General features: G+C 72.3%; 18 protein-coding genes and 2 pseudogenes. 10 read left to right on the top strand and 10 right to left on the bottom strand.

What is annotated here, in order from left to right; translation table 11 throughout:
• Window positions 1-90 precede the first annotated feature (90 nt).
• On the bottom strand, window positions 91-1,509 hold the full coding sequence (locus tag AB0C76_RS31675; protein ID WP_359972188.1) for a HAMP domain-containing sensor histidine kinase: 1,419 nt from the start codon (window positions 1,507-1,509) through the stop codon (window positions 91-93).
• Window position 1,510: 1 nt separating this feature from the next.
• Window positions 1,511-2,188, bottom strand: coding sequence for a response regulator transcription factor (locus tag AB0C76_RS31670; RefSeq protein WP_359972186.1), 678 nt, complete (start codon window positions 2,186-2,188; stop codon window positions 1,511-1,513).
• 136 nt (window positions 2,189-2,324) lie between these two features.
• Between AB0C76_RS31670 and AB0C76_RS31665 the strand changes: the two genes are divergently transcribed.
• Together AB0C76_RS31665 and AB0C76_RS31660 are read left to right on the top strand one after the other, a co-directional pair.
• The gene (locus tag AB0C76_RS31665) at window positions 2,325-3,080 is read left to right on the top strand and encodes a hypothetical protein (RefSeq protein ID WP_359972184.1); all 756 of its coding nucleotides are present in this window, start codon (window positions 2,325-2,327) and stop codon (window positions 3,078-3,080) included.
• 1 nt (window position 3,081) lies between these two features.
• Window positions 3,082-3,894 carry a hypothetical protein gene (locus tag AB0C76_RS31660; RefSeq protein ID WP_359972183.1) on the top strand — a complete coding sequence of 271 codons (813 nt, stop codon included), beginning with the start codon at window positions 3,082-3,084 and terminating at the stop codon, window positions 3,892-3,894.
• 92 nt (window positions 3,895-3,986) lie between these two features.
• Here the strand turns inward: AB0C76_RS31660 and paaK are convergent, their stop codons facing one another.
• A complete protein-coding gene (paaK, locus tag AB0C76_RS31655; protein ID WP_359972181.1) occupies window positions 3,987-5,336 on the bottom strand; it encodes a phenylacetate--CoA ligase PaaK in 1,350 nt (449 codons plus the stop codon).
• A gap of 291 nt (window positions 5,337-5,627) precedes the next feature.
• Here paaK and AB0C76_RS31650 point away from each other — a divergent pair, with 291 nt between their 5' ends.
• The 3 genes from AB0C76_RS31650 (at window position 5,628) to AB0C76_RS31640 (ending at window position 9,040) form a co-directional block, all read left to right on the top strand.
• Window positions 5,628-7,181, top strand: coding sequence for a hypothetical protein (locus AB0C76_RS31650; protein ID WP_359972179.1), 1,554 nt, complete (start codon window positions 5,628-5,630; stop codon window positions 7,179-7,181).
• Between the two features lie 21 nt (window positions 7,182-7,202).
• On the top strand, window positions 7,203-7,583 hold the full coding sequence (locus AB0C76_RS31645) for a hypothetical protein (protein WP_359972177.1): 381 nt from the start codon (window positions 7,203-7,205) through the stop codon (window positions 7,581-7,583).
• Window positions 7,584-7,873: 290 nt separating this feature from the next.
• Complete coding sequence (locus tag AB0C76_RS31640; RefSeq protein WP_359972175.1) at window positions 7,874-9,040, top strand: ROK family protein; 1,167 nt, start codon at window positions 7,874-7,876, stop codon at window positions 9,038-9,040.
• A gap of 113 nt (window positions 9,041-9,153) precedes the next feature.
• Here the strand turns inward: AB0C76_RS31640 and AB0C76_RS31635 are convergent, their stop codons facing one another.
• The gene (locus tag AB0C76_RS31635) at window positions 9,154-9,933 is read right to left on the bottom strand and encodes a GntR family transcriptional regulator (RefSeq protein ID WP_359972173.1); all 780 of its coding nucleotides are present in this window, start codon (window positions 9,931-9,933) and stop codon (window positions 9,154-9,156) included.
• A 291-nt stretch (window positions 9,934-10,224) separates the two neighbouring features.
• Between AB0C76_RS31635 and AB0C76_RS31630 the strand changes: the two genes are divergently transcribed.
• Complete coding sequence (locus AB0C76_RS31630) at window positions 10,225-11,028, top strand: exodeoxyribonuclease III (protein ID WP_359972171.1); 804 nt, start codon at window positions 10,225-10,227, stop codon at window positions 11,026-11,028.
• Between the two features lie 905 nt (window positions 11,029-11,933).
• Here the strand turns inward: AB0C76_RS31630 and AB0C76_RS31625 are convergent.
• Window positions 11,934-12,143, bottom strand: a complete 210-nt coding sequence (locus tag AB0C76_RS31625; RefSeq protein ID WP_063352004.1) for a DUF6243 family protein — start codon at window positions 12,141-12,143, stop codon at window positions 11,934-11,936.
• Between the two features lie 464 nt (window positions 12,144-12,607).
• On the opposite strand from AB0C76_RS31625, the gene AB0C76_RS31620 reads away from it, so the two are divergent.
• Window positions 12,608-12,931, top strand: coding sequence for a transposase (locus AB0C76_RS31620; RefSeq protein ID WP_359972169.1), 324 nt, complete (start codon window positions 12,608-12,610; stop codon window positions 12,929-12,931).
• Between the two features lie 343 nt (window positions 12,932-13,274).
• Window positions 13,275-13,616 carry an Arm DNA-binding domain-containing protein gene (locus AB0C76_RS31615; protein WP_359972167.1) on the top strand — a complete coding sequence of 114 codons (342 nt, stop codon included), beginning with the start codon at window positions 13,275-13,277 and terminating at the stop codon, window positions 13,614-13,616.
• Window positions 13,617-13,698: 82 nt separating this feature from the next.
• Here AB0C76_RS31615 and AB0C76_RS31610 read toward each other — a convergent pair.
• The 5 genes and pseudogenes from AB0C76_RS31610 to AB0C76_RS31590 all read right to left on the bottom strand — a co-directional run.
• Window positions 13,699-14,498 (bottom strand): annotated as a pseudogene (locus AB0C76_RS31610) (transposase family protein); the annotation flags it as partial.
• Window positions 14,499-14,575: 77 nt separating this feature from the next.
• Window positions 14,576-14,764: pseudogene (locus AB0C76_RS31605) on the bottom strand (transposase); the annotation flags it as partial.
• Between the two features lie 375 nt (window positions 14,765-15,139).
• Complete coding sequence (locus AB0C76_RS31600; RefSeq protein WP_359972165.1) at window positions 15,140-15,742, bottom strand: hypothetical protein; 603 nt, start codon at window positions 15,740-15,742, stop codon at window positions 15,140-15,142.
• Window positions 15,743-16,030: 288 nt separating this feature from the next.
• Complete coding sequence (locus AB0C76_RS31595; protein WP_359972163.1) at window positions 16,031-16,381, bottom strand: hypothetical protein; 351 nt, start codon at window positions 16,379-16,381, stop codon at window positions 16,031-16,033.
• 668 nt (window positions 16,382-17,049) lie between these two features.
• Window positions 17,050-17,919, bottom strand: coding sequence for a universal stress protein (locus tag AB0C76_RS31590; RefSeq protein WP_359972161.1), 870 nt, complete (start codon window positions 17,917-17,919; stop codon window positions 17,050-17,052).
• Here AB0C76_RS31590 and AB0C76_RS31585 point away from each other — a divergent pair.
• Both AB0C76_RS31585 and AB0C76_RS31580 read left to right on the top strand, forming a co-directional pair.
• Window positions 17,888-19,456: an oleate hydratase gene (locus AB0C76_RS31585; protein WP_359972159.1), complete on the top strand. Its 1,569-nt coding sequence runs from the start codon at window positions 17,888-17,890 to the stop codon at window positions 19,454-19,456. The two genes, AB0C76_RS31590 and AB0C76_RS31585, sit on opposite strands and share 32 nt — an antisense overlap.
• A 210-nt stretch (window positions 19,457-19,666) precedes the next feature.
• Window positions 19,667-20,293, top strand: a complete 627-nt coding sequence (locus AB0C76_RS31580) for a hypothetical protein (protein WP_359972157.1) — start codon at window positions 19,667-19,669, stop codon at window positions 20,291-20,293.
• The last annotated feature ends 149 nt before the right edge of the window (window positions 20,294-20,442 follow it).

Here is a 20,442-nt window from a genome sequence, read left to right as displayed (position 1 = left end):
CGGCCGGAGGCGGACGTCGGCGACCGACGACAACGCGGCGAGGTGCGTGCCCTGGCGTCGACTCACCCGGCCTGCCCCGAAGGAGACGCCCTAGCGTTCCCCGGTCAGCGGCAGCTCCGCCGTCAGACGGGTGCCCGCGGCGGTCGGGGCGACGGCCAGCGTGCCGCCGTGGTGGCGGGCGATGTCGCGGGCGATCGGCAGGCCGAGGCCGCTGCCGCCCTCGTCGCGGCTGCGGGCGTCGTCGAGGCGGGTGAAGCGCTCGAAGACCCGCTCGCGGTCGGCGGCCGGGATGCCCGGGCCGTCGTCCTCGACGTCCAGGACGGCCACCCCGCGGGCGCGGTCCGCACCCAGCCGCACGTGGACGACGCCGCCCGCGTGCCGCTCGGCGTTGTCGAGCAGGTTGGTGAGCAGCCGTCCGAGCCACAGCGGGATGCCGTCCACGGCGATGCCCGGGGTGAGGTCGGTGGTGCGCCGGTGCGGGCCGGGCCGGCGGCCGAGCACGGTGTCGGCGACCAGCGCGGTGAGGTCGACGCGCTGACGGGGCCGGTCGTCGGCGCCGCCCGCGTCCAGGCGCGCGAGGAGCAGCAGGTCGGTGGCGAGGCTCTGCAGCCGGTCGGTGTCCTGGAGCGCGCCGTGCACCAGCTCGGCCCGCACTGCCGGGTCCGGGTGGGTGTCGGCGACCTCCAGCTGGGTGCGCAGCACGGCGAGCGGGCTGCGCAGTTCGTGCGAGGCGTCGGCGATGAACTGGCGCTGGCGCCGTCCGGAGGCCTCCAGCCGGTCGAGCATCGCGTTCATGGTGGCGGCGAGCCGGGCGATCTCGTCGGCGGTGCCGGGCTCGGGCACCCGGCGGTGCAGGTCCTGCCCGGTGATGGCGTCGACCTCGGCGCGGATCGCCTCGACCGGGCGCAGTGCGTTCCCGGTGACCTTCCAGGTGACGACGACGCCGGTGAGCAGCAGCAGCGGGCCGGCGACGGCGAGCCCGGCCTGGGTGATGTCGAGGGCCTCGTCGGCGGCGCGCAGCGAGGCGCCCGCGTAGACGGTGACGGGCCCGGCGGGGGTGTCGCCGGTGACGGCGGTGACACGCTGGCGGTGGTGGTCGAGGAGCGGGTCGACGTCGTCGGTGGTGTGCGAGCCGGTGCGTCCGCCGGCGGTGATCGCGGGGCGGCCGGCCAGGTTGGGGCTGGCGGCGAGGACGGTGCCGCGGGCGTCGACGACCTGGAGGAAGTCGGTGCCGTGGCCGGTGTGCAGGACGGGGGTGAGCCGACCCTGCGCGGCGAGCTGGGCGACGGTCTCGGCCTGCTGGCGGGTGGCCGAGGCCGCGGAGGCGACGAGGTCGGCGTGCAGGACCGCGAGCAGCCCGGCGCTGGCGACGGCGAGGGCCGCGCCGAGGACCGTGCCGGCCGCGGCGGTGGCCCGGGCGCGGACGGTGCGCGGGACGAGGCGGCGGACGGAGCACGGGACGAGGCGGCGGACGGAGCGCGGGACGAACGGCCGCTTCCGGCGGGGCACTTCAGCCGCCGGCCGGGTCGAGGCGGTAGCCGGCGCCGCGCATGGTCTGCAGGGCGGCACGGCCGAAGGGGGCGTCGATCTTGCGGCGCAGCGCGTGGATGTGGACCTCGACGACGCTGGGGTCGGCGTCGTGGTCGGCGTCCCAGACGTGGTCGAGGATCTCGCGCTTGGAGACGACCGTCCCGGCGCGGGCGGCGAGGTGCTCCAGGATGGCGAACTCGCGAGCGGTGAGGTGGGTGGGGGTGCCGGCCCGGGTGCAGGTGCGGGCGTTGGCGTCGACGACGAGGTCGCCGAGCGTGTGAAGGCGGGGCCGCTGCTGGTCGATGCGCCGGTGCAGGGCGCGCAGGCGGGCGAGCAGCACGACGAAGGAGAACGGCTTGGACAGGTAGTCGTCGGCGCCGGTGTCGAGGGCCTCGGCCTCGTCCCACTCGCCGTCCTTGGCCGTGAGCATGAGGATCCCGGCGCGGCACCCGTTCGCGCGGAGGCGGGCGCAGACCCGGTAGCCGTTGAGGCCGGGCAGCATGATGTCGAGCAGGATCACGTCGTAGGGGTGGCGGTCGGCGAGGGCGAGGCCTTCGGGCCCGTTGTGGGCGGTGTCGACGGTGTGGCCGTCCGCCTCCAGGCCGCGGCGCAGGGCGGTGGCCATCCGGTGTTCGTCCTCGACGACGAGAATGTGCATCCGTTCAGGGTGCCAGGTGGTCCGTGGCGATCTTCGGCGGCCTTAAGCGCAGGTTCAGGAACGGTCCGCCATGATCGCCCCGCGCGGCCCGGGCGGTTCCGGGCGCGCGGAGCACGCCACGCAAGGAGAGCGCCCGATGACCGACTCCCCGTCGTCCAGCACCCCGTTCCCGCAGGGCCCGGACTCCGGCCCGGACTCCGGTCCTGAGCTCGGCCCCGCGAGTTCGAAGTTCGGCCCCGAGCCGGGACCGCACACCGGCGCCGAGGAGGTCCCGCAGCTGCCGGCCAAGCGGCGCCGAGTGGCGCGCGTGCGTGCCTGGGCGGCCGGGCAGGAGCGCCGGATAGCCGCCGGGGTGGCCGTGGTCGCGCTGGTCGGCGCCGCGGGCGGGGTGGCGCTGACCGTCGTGCACGACGGGCACGGCGGGCACGGCCGTGATCACGAGCGGGCGATGAACTGGTCGGAGGACGGCTCCGGTGGCCAGGGCCCCCAGGGCGGGCACGGCGGCGAGGCCCGCAAGGGCGGCCACGGCGGGCACGGTGCCCAGGGCCACCGCCACCACGGCGGCGAGCAGGGCACCGACGGCCAGAACGGCGAAGGCCGGAACGGCGAGGGCCAGGACGGCGAGGGCCAGGACGGCGAGGGCCAGGACGGCCGCGCCGGCGCCGCCCCGGCCCCGCTCCCGTCGGTCGCCGCCTCCGCCGCGCTGGAGAAGGCGCAGGGGGCCGTCCCCGGCGGCCGGGCCGAGTCGCTGCAGCGCGTCACCGCGCAGGGCGGCACCACCGCGTGGTGCGTCGTCGTCCTCGGCCAGGACGGCGTCCGGCACCGGGTGACGGTGGACGGCGCGAGCGGCGAGCTGACCGGCAACACCGTCGTCGCGGCCCCGGGACGCTGACGTGGCCCAGCACTCGACGCTGACCCGGCCGGAGGAACGGTCCGGCCGGGCCGCCGGGGCGAACAAGGTCCCGCCGGTGGACGGCTGGTTCTGGCTGGTGAAGGTCCTCACCACCGGCCTGGGCGAGGTGCTGTCCGACTTCCTCGCCCGCACCGCGGGTCCGGTCCCGGCCGTGGGCGGCGCCGGCCTGCTGTTCGTGGTGGCCATCGTGGTCCAGCTGCGGCTGCGCCGCTGCGTGCCCGGCGTGTACTGGGCCGTCGTGGTCATGGTGAGCGTCTTCGGCACGATGGTCGCCGACGTGGCGCACGTCGCGCTCGGCGTGCCGTACGCGCTGTCGGCGGGCTCGCTGGCGGCGGCGCTGGCGGCGCTGTTCGTGCTGTGGCACCGGGTGGAGGGCTCGCTGGCGATCGACCGGGTCACCGGGCTGCGCCGGGAGCTCTTCTACTGGGCGGCCGTGCTGCTGACCTTCGCCCTGGGCACCGCCGTGGGCGACCTGACGGCGGCGACGCTGAAGCTCGGCTACCTGGTGGCGGGCGTCGGTTTCGCCGTGCTGATCGCCGTCCCCGCGGTGGCCGCGAAGGCCCGCTGGGTGGGCCCGGTGGCGGGCTTCTGGTGGGCGTACGTGCTCACCCGCCCGCTCGGCGCCTCGTTCGCGGACTGGGCGGGCGTGAGCCACGAGCGGGGCGGCCTGAACCTGGGCACCGGTCAGGTGAGCGTGGCGCTGGCCGTCGCGATGGCGCTGGCCCTCGCCCTGTCCGCCCGCGCGACGCGGGCGAGGACGCGCCGGGCGCGGGCTGGACGCCCCGCCGACTGACGTCTACATTGCTGTAGACGCCGCGGAGGCGTACGGCACACCCCCCGGACTGCCGTCCGCCTCCGCCGCGTCCTGCCCGGTGGCCGCGGGTCTCACCCGCGCTCGTCGACGACTCTCCTGATCTTCCCGACCGAGCGCTCCAGCGTGTACGGCTCGACCACCTCGGCCGTGACCGTCACACCCACGCCGTCCTTCACCGCCCGGACGATCGCCGCTTCCGCCGCGGCCCGCACCTCGGCGGACGCGTCCGGCCGCGCCTCGACCCGCACCGCCATCACGTCCAGCCGCCCCTGCCGGCCCAGCCGCAGCTGGAAGTGCGGCGCGACGCCCGGGGTGCGCAGCAGGATCTCCTCGATCTGGGTCGGGAAGACGTTCACCCCGCGCAGGATGATCATGTCGTCGCTGCGCCCGGTGACCTTCTCCATCCGCCGGAACGCCGGCCGCGCGGTGCCGGGCAGCAGCCGGCTGAGGTCGCGGGTGCGGTAGCGGATGACGGGCAGCGCCTCCTTGGTGAGCGAGGTGAACACCAGCTCGCCACTCTCCCCCTCCCCCAGCACCTCGTCGGTGAACGGGTCGACGATCTCCGGGTAGAAGTGGTCCTCCCAGACGTGCAGGCCGTCCTTGGTCTCCACGCACTCCTGCGCGACGCCGGGCCCGATCACCTCGGACAGCCCGTAGACGTCGACGGCGTGCAGGTCGAGCCGGTCCTCGATCTCGCGCCGCATCTCCTCCGTCCACGGCTCCGCCCCGAAGATCCCGATCCGCAGCGACGTGGTGCGCGGGTCGATCCCCTGCTTCTCGAACTCGTCGAGGAGCGTGAGCATGTAGGAAGGGGTGACCATGATGATCTCGGGCCGGAAGTCCTGGATGATCTGCACCTGGCGCGCCGTCATGCCACCGGACGCCGGGATCACCGTGCAGCCCGCCCGCTCGGCGCCGTAGTGCGCGCCGAGCCCGCCGGTGAACAGCCCGTAGCCGTACGCGATGTGCACCTTGTGCCCGGCCCGGCCGCCGGCCGCGCGGATCGAGCGGGCGACGACGTCCGCCCACATCGACAGGTCGTTCTCGGTGTAGCCGACGACGGTCGGGCGCCCGGTGGTGCCGCTGGAGGCGTGGATCCGGCGGACCTGCTCCATCGGGACGGCGAACAGACCGAACGGGTACCCCTCGCGCAGGTCGGCCTTGGTGGTGAACGGGAAGCGGGCGAGGTCCGCCAGGCTGCGGCAGTCCCCGGGCCCGACCCCGGCGGCGTCGAACTTCCGGCGGTACAGCTCGACGTTGTCGTACGCGTGCCGCAGGGTGACCCGGAGGCGGTCGAGCTGGTGGGCGCGCAGTTCGCCGACGGTCATCCGCTCGCCGGCGTCCAGCAGCCCGGGCGGGACGGGCTCGCCGAGGCGCCTCGGCCCTCCGGCCCCGGCTTCTTCGGGCGCGCTGCTGGTCATCGTCGCTCCTTCGCAGGTCGGCCGGCCCCCCCGCGGCCCCCCCGACCGATCGTTCGGCCGGGCGGCCCCAGGCCCAGTAATCCAGGACGCGCCGCGGGTGTCAAGACATCGGGCCGACTCCAGGGAGCCCATCCGGATTGCACGGTTCCGGCCCGCTCACGGCGAGATTCCCGGGGTCGAGTTGACGAGCCGATATGACAATCATTACGAATTTTTACCCAGATGCGGCTACGACCGGCTCCCCCGCATGGTTCAGTGGTCCGGCTTCCCCTGCCACCCGGAGTGATCACCTTGCCCACGTCCCCCGCCCTGGTCAGCGCGCTGCGCGAACTCGGCGACCGACCCGCCGTCGTCGCCGGCGGCCGCTCGATCAGCGGCATCGGCCTGCTGCTCGGCGTCTCGCCGCCGGGCGGACTGCCCGGAGCCGTCGCCGCGAAGGTCGCCGCACACTCCGCGCTGCCTGCGAGCACCGCCCGCGCCATCGAGCAGCGGCTTCGGCACTGGGCGGGCGTCCTCGGCCCGGCGCCCATCCGGCACACCCTGCTCCTCCCGGCGACCGACCTCGCCGTCGAGCTCGCCCTCGCCACCCTGGTGGCCGGCGGCACCGTCCACTGCGCCGACTCCGACCAGCGCCCCGAGGAGCAGCTCGCCGCCCTCGCCGCCACCGGCACCACCCACCTCACGCTGCCCTCCGACCTGCTCTGGCGCCTCGCCCGCGTGCCCGGCCTCGCCGCCCACGACCTCTCCGCCCTGCGCCTCGTCCTGCACGTCGGCCCCGAGCCCCGGCAGGACGACGTCTACGCCGCCGTCGACGCGCTCGGCGCCGTCGTCGCCCACCTGCGCGAGCCGCACAGCGACGCCGAGACCGCCGAGCACCGGCTGCGCGCCGCCGTCGCCACCGCCGCGACCGCCGCCTGGAAGCACGCCATCGGCATCACCGCCGAGCAGGTCCGCGACTTCGGAGCGCACCTGGACCACGCCGTCCTCGGCTCGCTCCTGCTGACCCTCCAGCAGTACGGCGCCCTCACCGACCCCGCCACCGGGCACACCGAGGCCGAGGTCCTCGACTCCGTCGCCGTCACCCCCGTCCACCGCCCCCAGGTCGTGTGCTGGCTCGACGCCCTTGCCCGGCACGGCCTGATAGCCCGGCACGACGACCGCTACTTCGGCGCGCCGCCGCTCGCCGCCGCCGAGGTCCGCGAGACCTGGCGCCCGGCCGCCGACGCCTGGGCCGACGGGCTCGGCCAGGCCGCCGTCCTCGACCGGGTCCGGCGCGCCGCCCTGCGCCTGCCCCGCCGGATCACCGGCCAGGAGCCGCCCCGCCCGGCCGTCCCCCCGCTGCGCTGGACCGCCGCCCGCGGGTACTTCGGCGCCGCGCTCGGCTCGCTCGTCCGCGGCATGGCCGAGGCGCACGACGGGCCCGCTCCGCTGCGGGTCCTGGAGCTCAGCGACGGCGACGGCACCGACACCGCGATCGCCCGCGCCCTGTCCGCCCGCCCCCGCCAGGTCGTCGACCACCACCCGCTGCCCGACGGCGGCCGCTTCGACGTCGTCGTCGCCACCGGCGCCGGCGCCCCGGACGCCACCGTCGCCGAGCTCGTCCGCCTGCTGGCGCCCGGCGGCCGACTGCTGCTCGTCGCGGCGACGGACGAACAGCTCGACGTCCTCGTCACCGCCGAGCCCGGCGCCCTCGCCGCTCCGGCTCCGGCGCCCGCGCCCGCGCCCGCCGAGGAGTGGCGCGCGGCGCTGTCGGCGGCGGGCTGCGCGACCGTCCTCGCCCTGCCCGAGGACGGGCACCCGATGGGCCTGCTCGGCCAGCACCTGTTCGTCGCCCGCGTGCCCTGAGCCGCCGCTACGATCAAGGACATGGCACGGTCCTCCCGGCACACGGACTCGCTCGTGTCGATCGCCTCGACCACCTCGGTCGCCTCGGTCGCCTCTCTCGGCTCGCTCGGCTCGCTGCTCTCGATCGGCTCGGTCGGGTCGATCCTGTCGATCGGCTCGGTGGGCTCCTTCCTGTCCATCGGCTCGGTCGGCTCGTTCGCCTCCGCCGGCTCGATCGGCTCGTTCGCCTCCGCCGGCTCGATCGGCTCCGCGTTCTCCGCCCTGTCCATCGGCGCCTGGCGAAGCGTCGGCTCGCTCGGCCGCGCCCACGACCGGACCGCGTGGGCCCACGGACCTCGAAGGCCCCGGCGGCCCCGGCGGCCCCGGCGGCCCCTCGGTGAGCGTTTCGTGGCCGAGCGGTGAAGCCCGGGTCACGCACCGCCACCCGATGCGTACCATTTCGATACCGAAGCGGGGATGAGCTGCGGGGATCCTCGCTCGCCGACACCGGGCGCGGGTACCATCCGCCTGGGCTCGTCACCACCCGGCACGCGGGAGTTCGGAGACGGGCCCAGGCCTCCCGGCCGTGATGCAGGCGGCTCCTCCCGCCGTCGGCGGCTCGGATCCGGGCGGCGGAACCCCGCGGGGCGTTGGCGGTCCCCGCGGACTCGACACCGCGCGCCAGGGCAGTCGCGCGAACGGCGAAGGGCATCGTGTTGGCGGATCGGCTCACCGGCGGGGACTCCTCACTGCTGCGGCGGATCAACGCGGCGGTCACGCTCCGGGCGTTGCGGGCCGGCCACGCCGTGACCCTCACTCAGCTCGTCGGCGAGACCGGGCTCTCCCGGCCCACCGTCGAGGGCGTCATCGAGGGACTCGTCGACACCGGGCTCGTCGCCGAGGTCGACCAGCCCAAGGAGGACGGCCAGCCGGGCACCGGCCGCCGCGGCCGACCCGCCCGCTGGTTCCGCTTCCGCGCCGAGGCCGGGCACATCCTCGGCGTCGAGATCGGCGTGCACGACGTCCGCGTCATCCTCGCCGACCTCACCGGTGAGGTGCTGGGCAGTCACTTCAAGCCCGTCGACGAGACCCTGGAGGCCGAGGACCGGCTCGCCGCCGTCCGCACCGCCGTCGCCGAGGTGCTGCGCAAGGCCGGCATCTCACGCGACAACCTGTGGGCCGTCGGCATCGGCACCCCCGGCATCGTCGACCGTGAGGGCACCATCCGGCTCGGCACCGCGATGCCCGGCTGGACGGGCCTCGACCTCGGCGTGCGGCTGCGCCGCTCCTTCCGCTGCCCCGTGCTGATCGAGAACGACGCCAACCTCGCCGCGATCGCCGAGCACTGGCAGGGCGCGGCGGTCGGCGCCGACGACGTCGTCTTCGTCATGGCCGGCCTCAGCCCCGGGGCCGGCTCGCTCATCAACGGCCGCCTGCACCGCGGGTACGGCGGCGCCGCCGGCGAGATCGGCGCGCTGCACCTGCTGGGCCAGGAGGTCACTCCCGAGCGGCTCCTGTCCACCACCGGCAAGCCCCTCAACCCGCTCGACGAGGCGGCCGTCGCCCGCGTCCTGCGGCTCGCGCGCGAGGGCGACGAGGTGGCCAAGGTCGCCATGGACCGCTTCCTGACCCGCCTCGTGCAGTCCGTCGCCGCCCTCGTCCTCGCGATCGACCCGCGCCTGGTCGTGGTCGGCGGGTGGGCCGCCGGGCTCGACGGCGTCCTGGAACCGCTGCGCGAGCGGCTCGCCGAGTTCACACTCCGCGCGCCCGAGGTGGCCCTGGCAGCGCTCGGCTCGGAGGTCGTCGCGATGGGCGCCCTGCGCGTGGCCCTGGACCACGTCGAGGAGCAGCTCTTCGCCGTCGACCCGCCCCGGGTCTGACACCCGCCGCTCCGGCACCTGCGGGCGGACGGACGACCGAGGCCCGGACGCCTGCGGGCGTCCGGGCCTCGGTCTGAGGGTGGGTGCGATGTGGTCCAGGGAGCCGCGGCGGCTCAGGAGGCGGTGCGCACCTCGGAGGAGGGAGCGGCGGCGACCGGGGTGACCTCGACGAGACCGGCCTCGCCGAAGGTGAGCTTGCAGGTGTCGGCGCGGTAGGTCGCGACGGCCAGCGCCACCAGGCGCCCCGCCGACGCGTACTGGGTGGTCATCACCAGCACCGGCGAACCGGGCGGGCGCTCCAGCAGGACGGCCTCGTCGGCCTCGGCGACCCCCAGCTCGACCGCGCGGGACTCCCCGTCGACCTCCAGGCGCTCCAGCTGGCGCAGCACCGAACGGGCGCGGTCGCTCTCGGCGCGGAAGCCCGGCAGGTGCGGCAGCGCGGAGGCGGGCACGTGCAGCGACTCGGTGGCCACCGCCCGGCCCTCGACCAGCCGGACCCGGCGCACGGTGTGCACGGTGGCGCCCTCGGCGACGCCCAGGTGCTTCGCGAGCTGCGGGGAGGCCGGGGCGGTGGTGCAGTCCACCGTGCGCCAGGCCTGGCTGCGCCCGGCACCGGGCCACCCCTCCTCCTGCCGGTTGACCGGCACGCCGACGCGCGGAGCGGCGATCAGGGTGCCGATGCCGCGGCGGCGGACCAGGCGGCCCTCCAGCTCCAGCTGGTCGAGCGCCTGGCGCAGCGTCGCGCGGGCGACGCCGAAGCGGGCGGCGAGCTCGCGCTCGTTGGGCAGCACCTGGCCGGTGGAGAACTCCGAGTCGATGGCGCGGAGCAGCACCGTGCGCAGGTGCCAGTACTTCGGTTCCGGTACCGACGTGAGCTGCCCTGTCGTCCCCACCGTGTCCTCCACCCTGTCGAGTCCGCCCTGCCGGAGTGGAGGGCTGAGAAGAGGGGCGGATCGCGGGCCCGCTGTCCGCTGTTGCGGCAGGTGGGAGAGCGGGCCTTTATCCGTCCTTCTTTATTAAAGGTCCTTGCAGTAAGCGACCCTAGGGGCATCTCGCGGAGATGGTCAAGACCAATGGCACGGCTTGGTGCGACTGTCGCGGGACTTCATGCCGCGTTCACGTCATTCCCCCGCGGACGCGCGTCACGGCGCGGGCCGTGCGCATCCACTCGGTAGGCTGCCCGGGTGATCGTGGTGACGAGTGTGAACGTGAACGGAATCCGGGCCGCCGCCAAGAAGGGCTTCATCGAGTGGCTGGCCGCCACCGAGGCGGACGTCATCTGCCTGCAGGAGGTGCGCTCCGAGCCCGGCCAGCTGCCCGTCGAACTTCGGGACCTGGACGGCTGGCACGCGGTCTGGGCCCCGTCCGTCGCCAAGGGCCGGGCGGGCGTCGCCATCCTGTCCCGTGCGGAGCCCCAGCGGACGGCGATCGGATTCGGGTCGGAGGAATTCGACAATTCGGGCAGGTATGTGGAAATCGACCTCCCGGGCCTCACCGTCGCGAGCCTCTACCTCCCCTCCGGTGAGGTCGGCACCGAGCGCCAGGACGAAAAGGAACGCTTCATGGCGGAATTCCTCGTCCACCTCACCGCCCTGCGCACCCGCGCCGCCGCCGACGGCCGCGAGGTCGTCGTCTGCGGCGACTGGAACATCGCGCACCGGCCCGAGGACCTCAAGAACTGGAAGGCCAACCAGAAGTCCGCCGGCTTCCTCCCCGAGGAGCGCGCCTGGCTCTCCCGCGTCTACGACGAGGCCGGCTACGTCGACGTCGTCCGCGCCCTCCACCCCGACCGCACAGGCCCCTACTCCTGGTGGTCCTACCGAGGCCGCGCCTTCGACAACGACTCGGGCTGGAGGATCGACCTCCAGGTCGCTACCCCCGCCCTCGCCGCCAAGGCCGTCGAGGCCTACGTCGAACGCGCCGCCACCCACGCCGAGCGGTGGTCCGACCACGCACCGGTCACGGCAGTGTTCGATCTGGACAACTAGGCAGCAGAAACTGGTAGTTCGACAAAATCAAGAGGCGGCCCCGACGCGGGGCATTCCACACGTCGGGGCTTCCTCTCGGTAGCAAATACGCCAGCGGCGAAGGAAGTCGCACGGCACTCCCGGAGTGGATTTTTCAGCAAAGCGATTCACGTGACCCTGCTTCCACAAGCGAAGCACCTGCCCGCCCCAGATCAGCTCCCCCGACGATCCAGACCCGAACATCCCTCTAGATACGGCCACCGCCCGCAACCCCTTGACCCCCCAGTCAAGGGGTTCAACTATTCTCGGCAGCCGAGACCTCAAGGCCTCGGCTTTCTTGCATCTCAACTGCACTGAAAACAAGGGAAGTTAAGACTCATCTGAAGATCCACGGTCGACAGAGCTCGAACCCGCTCGATGCCCAACCGGGTTCAAGTTCGTGCATAGATATCTGTTATCGCCCACGGGCGCTCACCAGTCGTGGCCCCAAACTGGTCCCCAAATGGTCCCCAGGGCCCCGGTCACTGCGGGTGACGACAATCTGTCGACCCTTCAGCAGGGCCCGCCGGTGGGTTCCGCATCGGCCTGTCCGCCGGAGTCGTTCTGGCCAGCGGGTTTCGCGGTTGTCCCTCCGAGGTGTCCACCAGTATTGTCCTGCGGCCGTGTCCACATCCTCTGCCGCCGCCGGCTGCGGTGTTGCCCGGGCTGGGCACGGGAACGTGCTGAGCTGCTGGTGCAGCTCGGGGTGGTGGCAGTGACAGGGCTGCCGATTCTGCGGCTGCCCCGGGTGGTCAGCTGAGCTGAGACGCGGGTGGTCGGCCAAGAGCTGAGCGGGACCGGCCGCGCCCGGTACGGCAGCAGGGCTAGGACCGCGCGTCGCGGTCCGAGCCCTGCCCCGTGCGGTGCCGCGCTGCGGCGGCGGTGCGTCAGCCCTGTACGGTGTCGCCGCCCGCCTGCCCGGCACCCTCAGCCGTTCCTGCCTTCTCGCGCATCTTGCGCACCAGCTCCGCCTTCTGGTCGGCTGCACCCTGGCGGTCGAGGTTGCGGTGCGGACCGTTGTTCTGCCGTTCGGCGCGGGACTGCCTCTTGCGCTGGCCGCCGCCCATGCCCACGGGGTTGTTGATGTTCTTGCTCACGGTCGTGGGTTCTCCCGGTGGTGAAGTGAAGTGAAGTGATCTACGGATTCATCGGTGGGGGACGGGCGGCGACGTCGAAGGACGTCAGCAGGGGCCCATCACGCGCTCACTCGTAAGTCGGCGTCTGGAAGAACATGGCAAAGACGTTACCCGGTTCCGTCGGCCCTGAACACCAACCTCTTCGCCGCTCCCGCGTCAGCCGGGCCTTCGGCGAGCGCCCGGGGCCGACCGGTTCCTTCGGAATCCCAGCACCGCCAGCACCCGCCGGTCGTCGCCGCCCGCCGTGTCCAGATGGGCGTTGCCGGGCCGCGGGGGCGCTGCCAGTGGTCGCGAGCACACTGATGGCATGAGAGGTCATCTCACTTGCGTCCCGCCGTTGCGGGACAACCCTTGGCTCGGGCAGCGGCGATTCACCTGCCGATTTCCGTTCCCGTGTCCTCTTGGCCGCGCGGTGTATATCGCCCATGGGGAGAGGACACCGAATCTGGGATCCCACACCGCCTGCTGCTGAATGGGACAACCTGCGTGCCCACCTGATGCCGCCGATGCAGGAGTTCGTCCAGGCGAGCAAGGACTGGCTGACCGTCTTCCAGCTCCCCTCGTATGCACCGGACCTCAACCCGCAGGAGGGCATCTGGTCGCTGGTCAAGCGCACCATCGGCAACCTCGCCGCCGCGAACCTCGACCAGCTGGCCCGAGCCGTCAGGCGCAGCCTGAAGCAGATCCAGTACCGCCCCCACCTCATCGACGGGTGCCTCGCCACCACCGGCCTGATCATGGACGGCTGACCACCCTCAGACCGACATCACGAATTCAACTTCAGTGGCCGGCCGGGACACCCTTCGCTGCCACTCGCCAGCCCGGGCGGATCAGGGTCGACTACCCACCAGATACGGTTGGTGATCTTCCGGACGGTGTGTCGTCTTGAGCGTGTCCTCGCCGGCTGGTTCTGACGTGCCTCGCGCACAGCCCCGCACGCTCTGCCGCCACGCCCGGCCGAACGGCAAGCCTTGGACCAGGGTCACCACGTTCAAGAAGGAGAAGCACACGGGACAGCGTGCGTAGCGGGGCAGGGTGTACCGGCGGTGCGGGTACAAGGACAGGCACGGGAAGCAGTTGGGTGCCTGGTATGTGCGGTTGCTGAAGGATACGGAGCACGGGTCGTGGACGTACTGCGTCGACCTGGCGCCGGAGGACGGCAGACGGCGCACCCGGCACCGTGGCGGGTTCGCGACGGAGGCCGAGGCCGCGCAGGAGCTGGCGGCGGTCCTGGAGGGTGGGCTGAACGGGGCGTACGAGGAGCGTCGTGCCACTGTGGCGGAATACCTGCGGGAGTGGATCTTTCCCCGAGCGGGCAGTGACCTGCTGCGGGGACAGCTCCCCGTTCAGGTGCGGGTGCCATTTCTCGGCGATGAGGGGGGAATTGCGCAGCAAGGGATTTGGAACCGTGATCTCGGGCGCGCAGCCCGGTGACGGCTCGGTCCGCTTCTTCCTGGGCGACGAGCCGGCCCGCGCTAATGTAGGTCCCGGCCGCTTGTCGCGCAGCGCTTGTGAGCTCGACGGAAATGCGTTGAGACGAGTGCTCGTGGCGGGCTTGCTCACGGGCCTCGTGGACTTCCGGTGCGGCGATCTTGTTCGGATTCCTCGGAGGCGTGACGGCCTTGCCCGGATGGTCGCGCCGCAGACCCAAGTAGCCATCATCGAACAGTACTTGAACTCTCGGGAACTGCCGGAAGAGGTCGTCGATGCCCTCGCTTCGTATCGCTGTGGCGTCGTGCATGCGTCCGGGGCGGAGGTTACCGGCCCACAGGGTGCGGCCCTTCGCGTCGGCGACGACGGTGGCCTTCATCGTGTTCTGCTTCTTCTTGCCGGACACGAAGGCCCGACGTCCGCCGCGGTGCGATGTCGGGCGGCGGACCTGGACCTCGGTGGCGTCCAGCGCAGTACGACGCCCTCGGCCTGGGCGTAGGCGAAGCCGTCCGCCAGGGTTCGCAATCGGACCCCGGGACGGTCGGGCACCGCGAAACCGCGCTTGGCGAGCAGGACCCTGACCTCGCCGATTGCACGACTGATCGTGGAGCGGTCGACACCGAACAGCAGGCCCAGGACGGCGTGCGGCAGGTCGTGCCGCAGGTGAATGAGCGTGGCGGTCACCCGGTCGACGAACACGAGCTGATGCCTGGCACCCGCGCCCGCCGCGCGTTGCCGCGCTCCGCCACGGGCAACGTCGCGCCGGCCCTCGACAACGACCCGCCACGGAGTGGCCAGTTCGACGACCAAATCCGCCAGGTGCCGCCGCGAGATTCCAGTCAGCACCCGATGGCCAAGGACCGCATGGTTCAACTTGATCGTCACATCGTCAAATGATGCCGCCCGCACCACTGCTGGTCACATCGCCGCCGCGATCACGCACCAGGTCGGAGGAGGAGATCTCATTTGGAGAGGCGTCGGGTGCAGATGAGGGCTGCTGCGATGCTGGCGAAGGCGGCGAAGTGGTCGGCCTTTCGCTCGTAGCGACGGTGAAGTCGGCGGAAGCCGCCGAGCCACGCAACGGTGCGCTCGATCACCCAGCGGTGCCGGCCGAGACGGCTGGAGGTCTCGATCCCGCGGCGGGCGATGCGGGCGGGGATCTGTCGGCGGCGCAGGTACGGTGACGGTCAAGGCGAACGTACAGGTGGTGGTGGGGCCCGAGACCGTGCCGGTGCCCTGCGCGTGGGCGGTCCCGGACAGCGCCACCGGGGCGATGCCGGCGACACAGAGCATGCTGGCCGCAACGGCCAGCGCGGATCCGCGGCGACCGGCCGAACCGGCACGGCCCCCGCTCGTACCCGGGCCCGGCTGACCGGCGGCAGCCGGCCCTTCGCGCTCCAGGCTAGCGACCCATATCGCCCGCCCGGTCGGCGGCACCGAGCGGGCGGAGGGCAAGGGTCGCCAGCCGCCGGTGGCCGTCACCCCCGCCGGGTGACGGCCACCGAACAGGGCTCACACCGTGGTCACTAGCACGACCACGGCGTGGTGACGTGGCCCGTCACGGTGTCCACCGCCACCGTCCTGCCCTCGCTGGGAATGCAGAAGTAGTAGGTGGGATGCGGGTTCTGCACGACGGGCTCATTGAGGTACAGGGGCTTGAACGCGCCGGTGTGCCCGGCCTTGACGGCCAGATCGTGGGCCTGGACCTCCGTCATGGTGAACGGGGAGATGGCCTGGATCCCGATCGGGACGCTCCACGGCTGCGTGCTCTGGTACTGACCGGTGGTCGAGTACTTGTACTCGAAGGACGGCTCCGAGCCCATGGCTCGGAAGCGGATCCACCAGGCCTGGACGTCATTGGGGTTGGTCGTGGGTGTCAACAGGACGGCGTCCGCGTCGTAGAACTGCGAGCCGGGGTGCTCCTGCTGCGCCTTCACCTTGGCCTCCCGCACGATCTGTGTGAGCGGGAGGTGGGGTGCCGCGCTGGCGGTGGACGGGGCGATCGGCAGCAGCGACAGGGCCGTGGCGGTCGCGGCGAGCCCGATCCGTGCCCGAAGGCGGCGGCGTGATGTCCGGCACCCGTTCAGTGCGGGTGTCGCGGGCGTGCGGGCGGTGCGCGTGGTGTTCATGTCCTTCATCTCCTTCGACCCGGACCCTGCGTGGTCACGGTGGAAGTCGACTGCCGGGTTCGGCGTGAGCGGTGGCCGACGGGCGAGAGGTCCTCGGCCGGGCTCCGCGGGGATGCAGCCTCCCGGGGTCCAACGCTAGGAAGGTCTCCGGGCGCCGTCTCCTGGCCGTCATCCTCGCTGAGCCGAACAGGCGAACCTCTCACCCGGAGCGATGCCCGTCCGGGGTTTCGCCGCGCGGTCCCGGCCGGTGGGCCCGATCCTGCGCCGCTCCTTGATCATCGCTGACTGTTACAAGGTGGTGACACGATCTTCTCGAAGTAGGCGTCCCAGCCGACGAGCCTGTAGATCGTCCTTCAGGCTGCGCTCCACCCACTCCAGGGCGATGTAGTACCGCTCCAGAACCGGGTCCCAGCCCGACTCCAGCATCCGCACGATATGAGGGTGCTCGACAGCTTTGAGTGCGGCGGTCTCCCGTTCCAGGAAGACCTTGATGATTTCGTCGTCGCGCCGCTTGAGTAACTTGATCGCCGCGAACTGCCTGTCACTGTCGCTATTTGCCGTGTCGACGGCCTTGCGAACCGTCGACAGACCGCCGCTGCGCGCGCTGTCTCCCACCAGCAGGAAGCGATCGTTGATCACATGCGGTCCCACACATGCTCCTCGTCCAGCACCGGCGTCAACTACCGGTCCGGCCATCCTGCCAGCCCAGGACTCCTCGGTTGGATGATTCGGCAGATCCGGGCTTGATCGTGGCCAACTCCTCGATGACTACGGTGCCCGACGCTCGACCAACTTATTGCTTATCTTCGGCTTGTTGGGGAGAGCTGTAGCCGAGGACGTGGTCGACGGCATCGGAGGCAGCCAATCCGGTGGCCCGGAGGGTGGCCACTCCGGAGTGTCAGGGTGGCCCACTCGTGGTCGAGGGCATCCACGGCGGTGCTACCAGCAGCCGACGGTAGAGGCTAGCGCCGTAGCCCATCCCCCGCACGGAAGCGGCCCGTCGAATCTGTCGATGACGGCCGCCAGTTGCTCGTCCGCTTCGCGATCTACGCCGAGCTGCCAGCGCGCTCCAGCTTCGGTACTCGTGCTTCGAGTTCGGCTGGCAGGGGGCGTGGCTCACCGATCCGAGGAGCAGCCTCTGGAAGCCGCCGAGGCCTCGCGAGCCGACGACGAGGCACAGGGCCCGGGCGGCCTCACCCAGAAGCGCTCCCACGGGTGCCCGAACACCACCTCGTGTTCGACCTCGACACACGGATCGCGCTTGCGTAACTCGCCAGTTGCAAACAGCAGTTCGACCTCAGCCCGGCCTACAGCCTCCGCAGCGCGCGGCGGAGGTCCACCCCGGCCGGGACCGGCGGGCCTGGACCACGCGCAGCACGACCCCCTGTGCCCCGGCGTGCGCGAAGGCGAGTTCCAGAGCCTCCAAAGAGCCCGACGATCCGTCCACTCCGACGACGACCAGCAGCCTGGGCGTTCGCGGCGGCGTCCGCCGTCTCGCGGACGACCGCCACCGGGCAGGGGGCGTGGGAGCTGAGCGGGACGCCGATCGGCGGGAGTGTGAGCACCTGCTCGACAACCGGCCTGCGCTTGGCTCCGACGACCAGGAGCGAGGCGTCCGCGGCCTGCTCCAGCAGCCCGCGCGCCCGCGGCCCGTCGGCCATACGGGGCTCGGTCTCCAGGCTGGGGTGCCGCTCCTCGACGAGCTTGCGTGACTGTGCCAGGACGATGTCGCCCCCGATCCGCACGTGATCGTCCAGCAGGTGCGGGGTGTCCTCGTCCGGATCGGTCTGCGGCCACGCCAGGACGTGGATCAGCCGCAGCGCCCGGCCGGTGCGGACGGCCTCGTCCGTCGCCCAGCTCACGGCTTCGCGGCTGGCCCGGAGCGGCCGACGCCGACGACCACTGGCCCGGGCACGGGCACGACGGCCCGAAGGTCCCGGTCCGCCGGTCCCGCGCACCCGGGACGCCACCGGGACCGTCGTTCCGCCACCGGTGACCAACGGCCCAACGACCCGCCGGCCGGCCCGGCAGCAAGCTGTCGTCCACACCCCCGATCGATGGACTCGATCGCCCGGCACCAACGGCCGGGATCGCTGGTCATCCAGCCGATGACGGTTCGGTGCACGATAGTTGAGGAGACATCCGATGCGTAAGGCCCACCTGGTCGGCGGCGGCATAGCCGCCCTGTCCGCAGCAGCGTTCCTCATCCGGGACGCGGGTTTCGCCGGCGTCGACATCCACCTCTACGAGGGCCAGGACGAGATCGGCGGCAGCCTGGACGCGGGCGGCACGCCCGAGGCGGGGTACACGATGCGCGGCGGCCGAATGTTCGAGGCACAGTTCCGCTGCACGTACGACCTGCTGTCCGGCATCCCCTCACTGGACGACCCGTCGAAGTCGGCCACCCAGGACATCCTCGACTCACACGAGGAGTCCCCCTGGGATGACACCGCCCGCCTGGTGGGCGCAGGCGGCGAGATCCGCGACGGACACACGATGGGCTTCTCCGAACGCCACCGGCTCGAACTGGTCAAGTGCCTGGCCACGCCCGAACGGCTGCTGGACGGCAAGCGCATCACGGACTGCTTCGACCAAGGGTTCTTCACCACCGACTTCTGGTACATGTGGTGCACGACCTTCGCCTTCGAACCCTGGCACAGCGCCATCGAGTTCCGGCGCTACCTCAAGCGGTTCGTGCACCTCTTCCCGGAGTTCGAGACGATGTCCGGGATCCACCGGACCCGCTACAACCAGTACGACTCGATCGTCCGACCGCTCACCGCCTGGCTCCTGGAGCAGGGCGTCCATCTCCACACCGGCCACCGGGTCGCTGACCTGGCCTTCCGGCACGGGCGCGGCACGAGCGTCGAACGCATCCACTTCACCGGCGCGCAGGACGACATCCCGGTCGACGAGGACGATCTCGTCTTCGTCACCAACGGATCGATGACCGCCGACTCCGTCCTCGGCTCCCACACCGCCCCGCCGGCGAACCCGGACACCTCCCTGAGCCCCGACTCCTTCCTGCTGTGGCACCGGCTCGCCCGCGGCCGCGACGACTTCGGCAACCCCGCCGTCTTCGACCACCACCCGGACGAATCCACCTGGGAGTCCTTCACCGTCACCGCGAAGGACCCCGCCTTCCTCGACTGGATGGAGAAGTTCACCGGCCGACCGACCGGCCGCGGCGGCCTGCTCACCCTCACCGACTCCCCGTGGCTGCTCACCGTCGTCGTCAACCGCCAGCCGGTCTACCAACAGCAGCCCGAGGACGTATCCGTGTGGTGGGGCTACGGCCTCTTCCCCGACAAGCCCGGCACCTTCGTCAAGAAGCCGATGCGGGAGTGCAGCGGCGCGGAGATCCTCCAGGAGGTCCTCCAGCACCTGGCCGTTGACCCCGGCACCGTCGAACGGATCGCCGGGACCTCGACCGTCGTCCCCTGTCTGATGCCGTACATCACCAGCCAGTTCCTGGCGCGCGGCCACGGCGACCGGCCGCAGGTGGTCCCGAAGGGCTCCACCAACCTCGCATTCATCGGCCAGTACGCCGAGGTCCCCGACGACGTCGTCTTCACCGTCGAGTACTCCGTGCGCACCGCCTGGACCGCCGTCACGCAACTGCTCGACCTCGACCGGCAGCCCCCGGCCGTCTACAAGGGCCACCACGACCCGCACGTCCTGGCCCAGGCGCTGCACACCATGCACCGGAAGTAGCCCGACCGGCTCGCCCCCGGGAGGCGGGCACCGCCCGCCTCCCCGCTCCACCCGCACGACCCGGCCCGGCGCCTCGGAGCCCGGCGCCTCGGAGCCCGGCGCCTCGGAGCCCGGCGCCTCGGAGCCCGGCGCCTCAAAGGCCGGCCGACCGTCCTGTCCCAGCGCCGCAAGACGACCGATCCACCGCGAAATCGACAAGGAGAGCTCGCCATGGCCGTCCACCACCCGCACCTCCCCCGGTTCACCCACCGTCTCGCCACGCACCGGCGACCGGTCGCGGCCCGGCACACCCAAGAGACACCGAACGCCATCGTCCTGACCAGCGGGGCACGGCTCGCAATCGCGGGCGCCAGGATCACTGTCGGCTTCGTCTTCCTCTGGGCCTTCCTCGACAAGACGTTCGGCCTCGGCTACGCCACCAGAGAGGCCGGATCCTGGCTCAACGGCGGCTCCCCGACAAAGGGCTTCCTCAGCCACGTCTCGGCCGGCCCGCTCCAGTCCACCTTCCACCAGTGGGCCGGCCAGGCCTGGGCCGACTGGCTGTTCATGCTCGGCCTGCTCGGCATCGGCCTCGCCTTCGTCGGCGGCGTCGGAATGCGCGTCGCCGCCGGTGGCGGCGTCCTGCTCCTGGCCCTGATGTGGGCCGCCGAGTGGCCGCCCGCCCGGCACTTGGCGAACGGCGCCGCCAGCGGCTCCAGTAACCCCGTCGTCGACTACCACGTCGTCTACGCGCTGCTGCTCCTCGCGCTGGCCGCCGTCGGCGCCGGCGACGCCTGGGGGCTGGGGCGCCGCTGGGCCTCCCTCCCGGTCGTCCGCGAGCACGCGTGGCTCCGCTGAGACACCACCGCTGTCCCTGAAGCACCGTGCGCCAAGGCCTCGCTGCATGAGTCGGCGTTCATGCTCGCCCGTCCTCACCTGCCTCCGCCGCTCGGGCTGCTGCCCGATCTGAACATCGGAGACGAACGCGGCGCCGTCCACGGGGCGGA

Origin of the sequence: Kitasatospora sp. NPDC048722 (assembly GCF_040650235.1) — a bacterium.
In the GTDB taxonomy this organism is placed as follows: Bacteria; Actinomycetota; Actinomycetes; order Streptomycetales; family Streptomycetaceae; genus Kitasatospora.
Note: the sequence above shows the minus strand (reverse complement) of the source record. Positions and strands in the feature narration are given on the sequence as shown.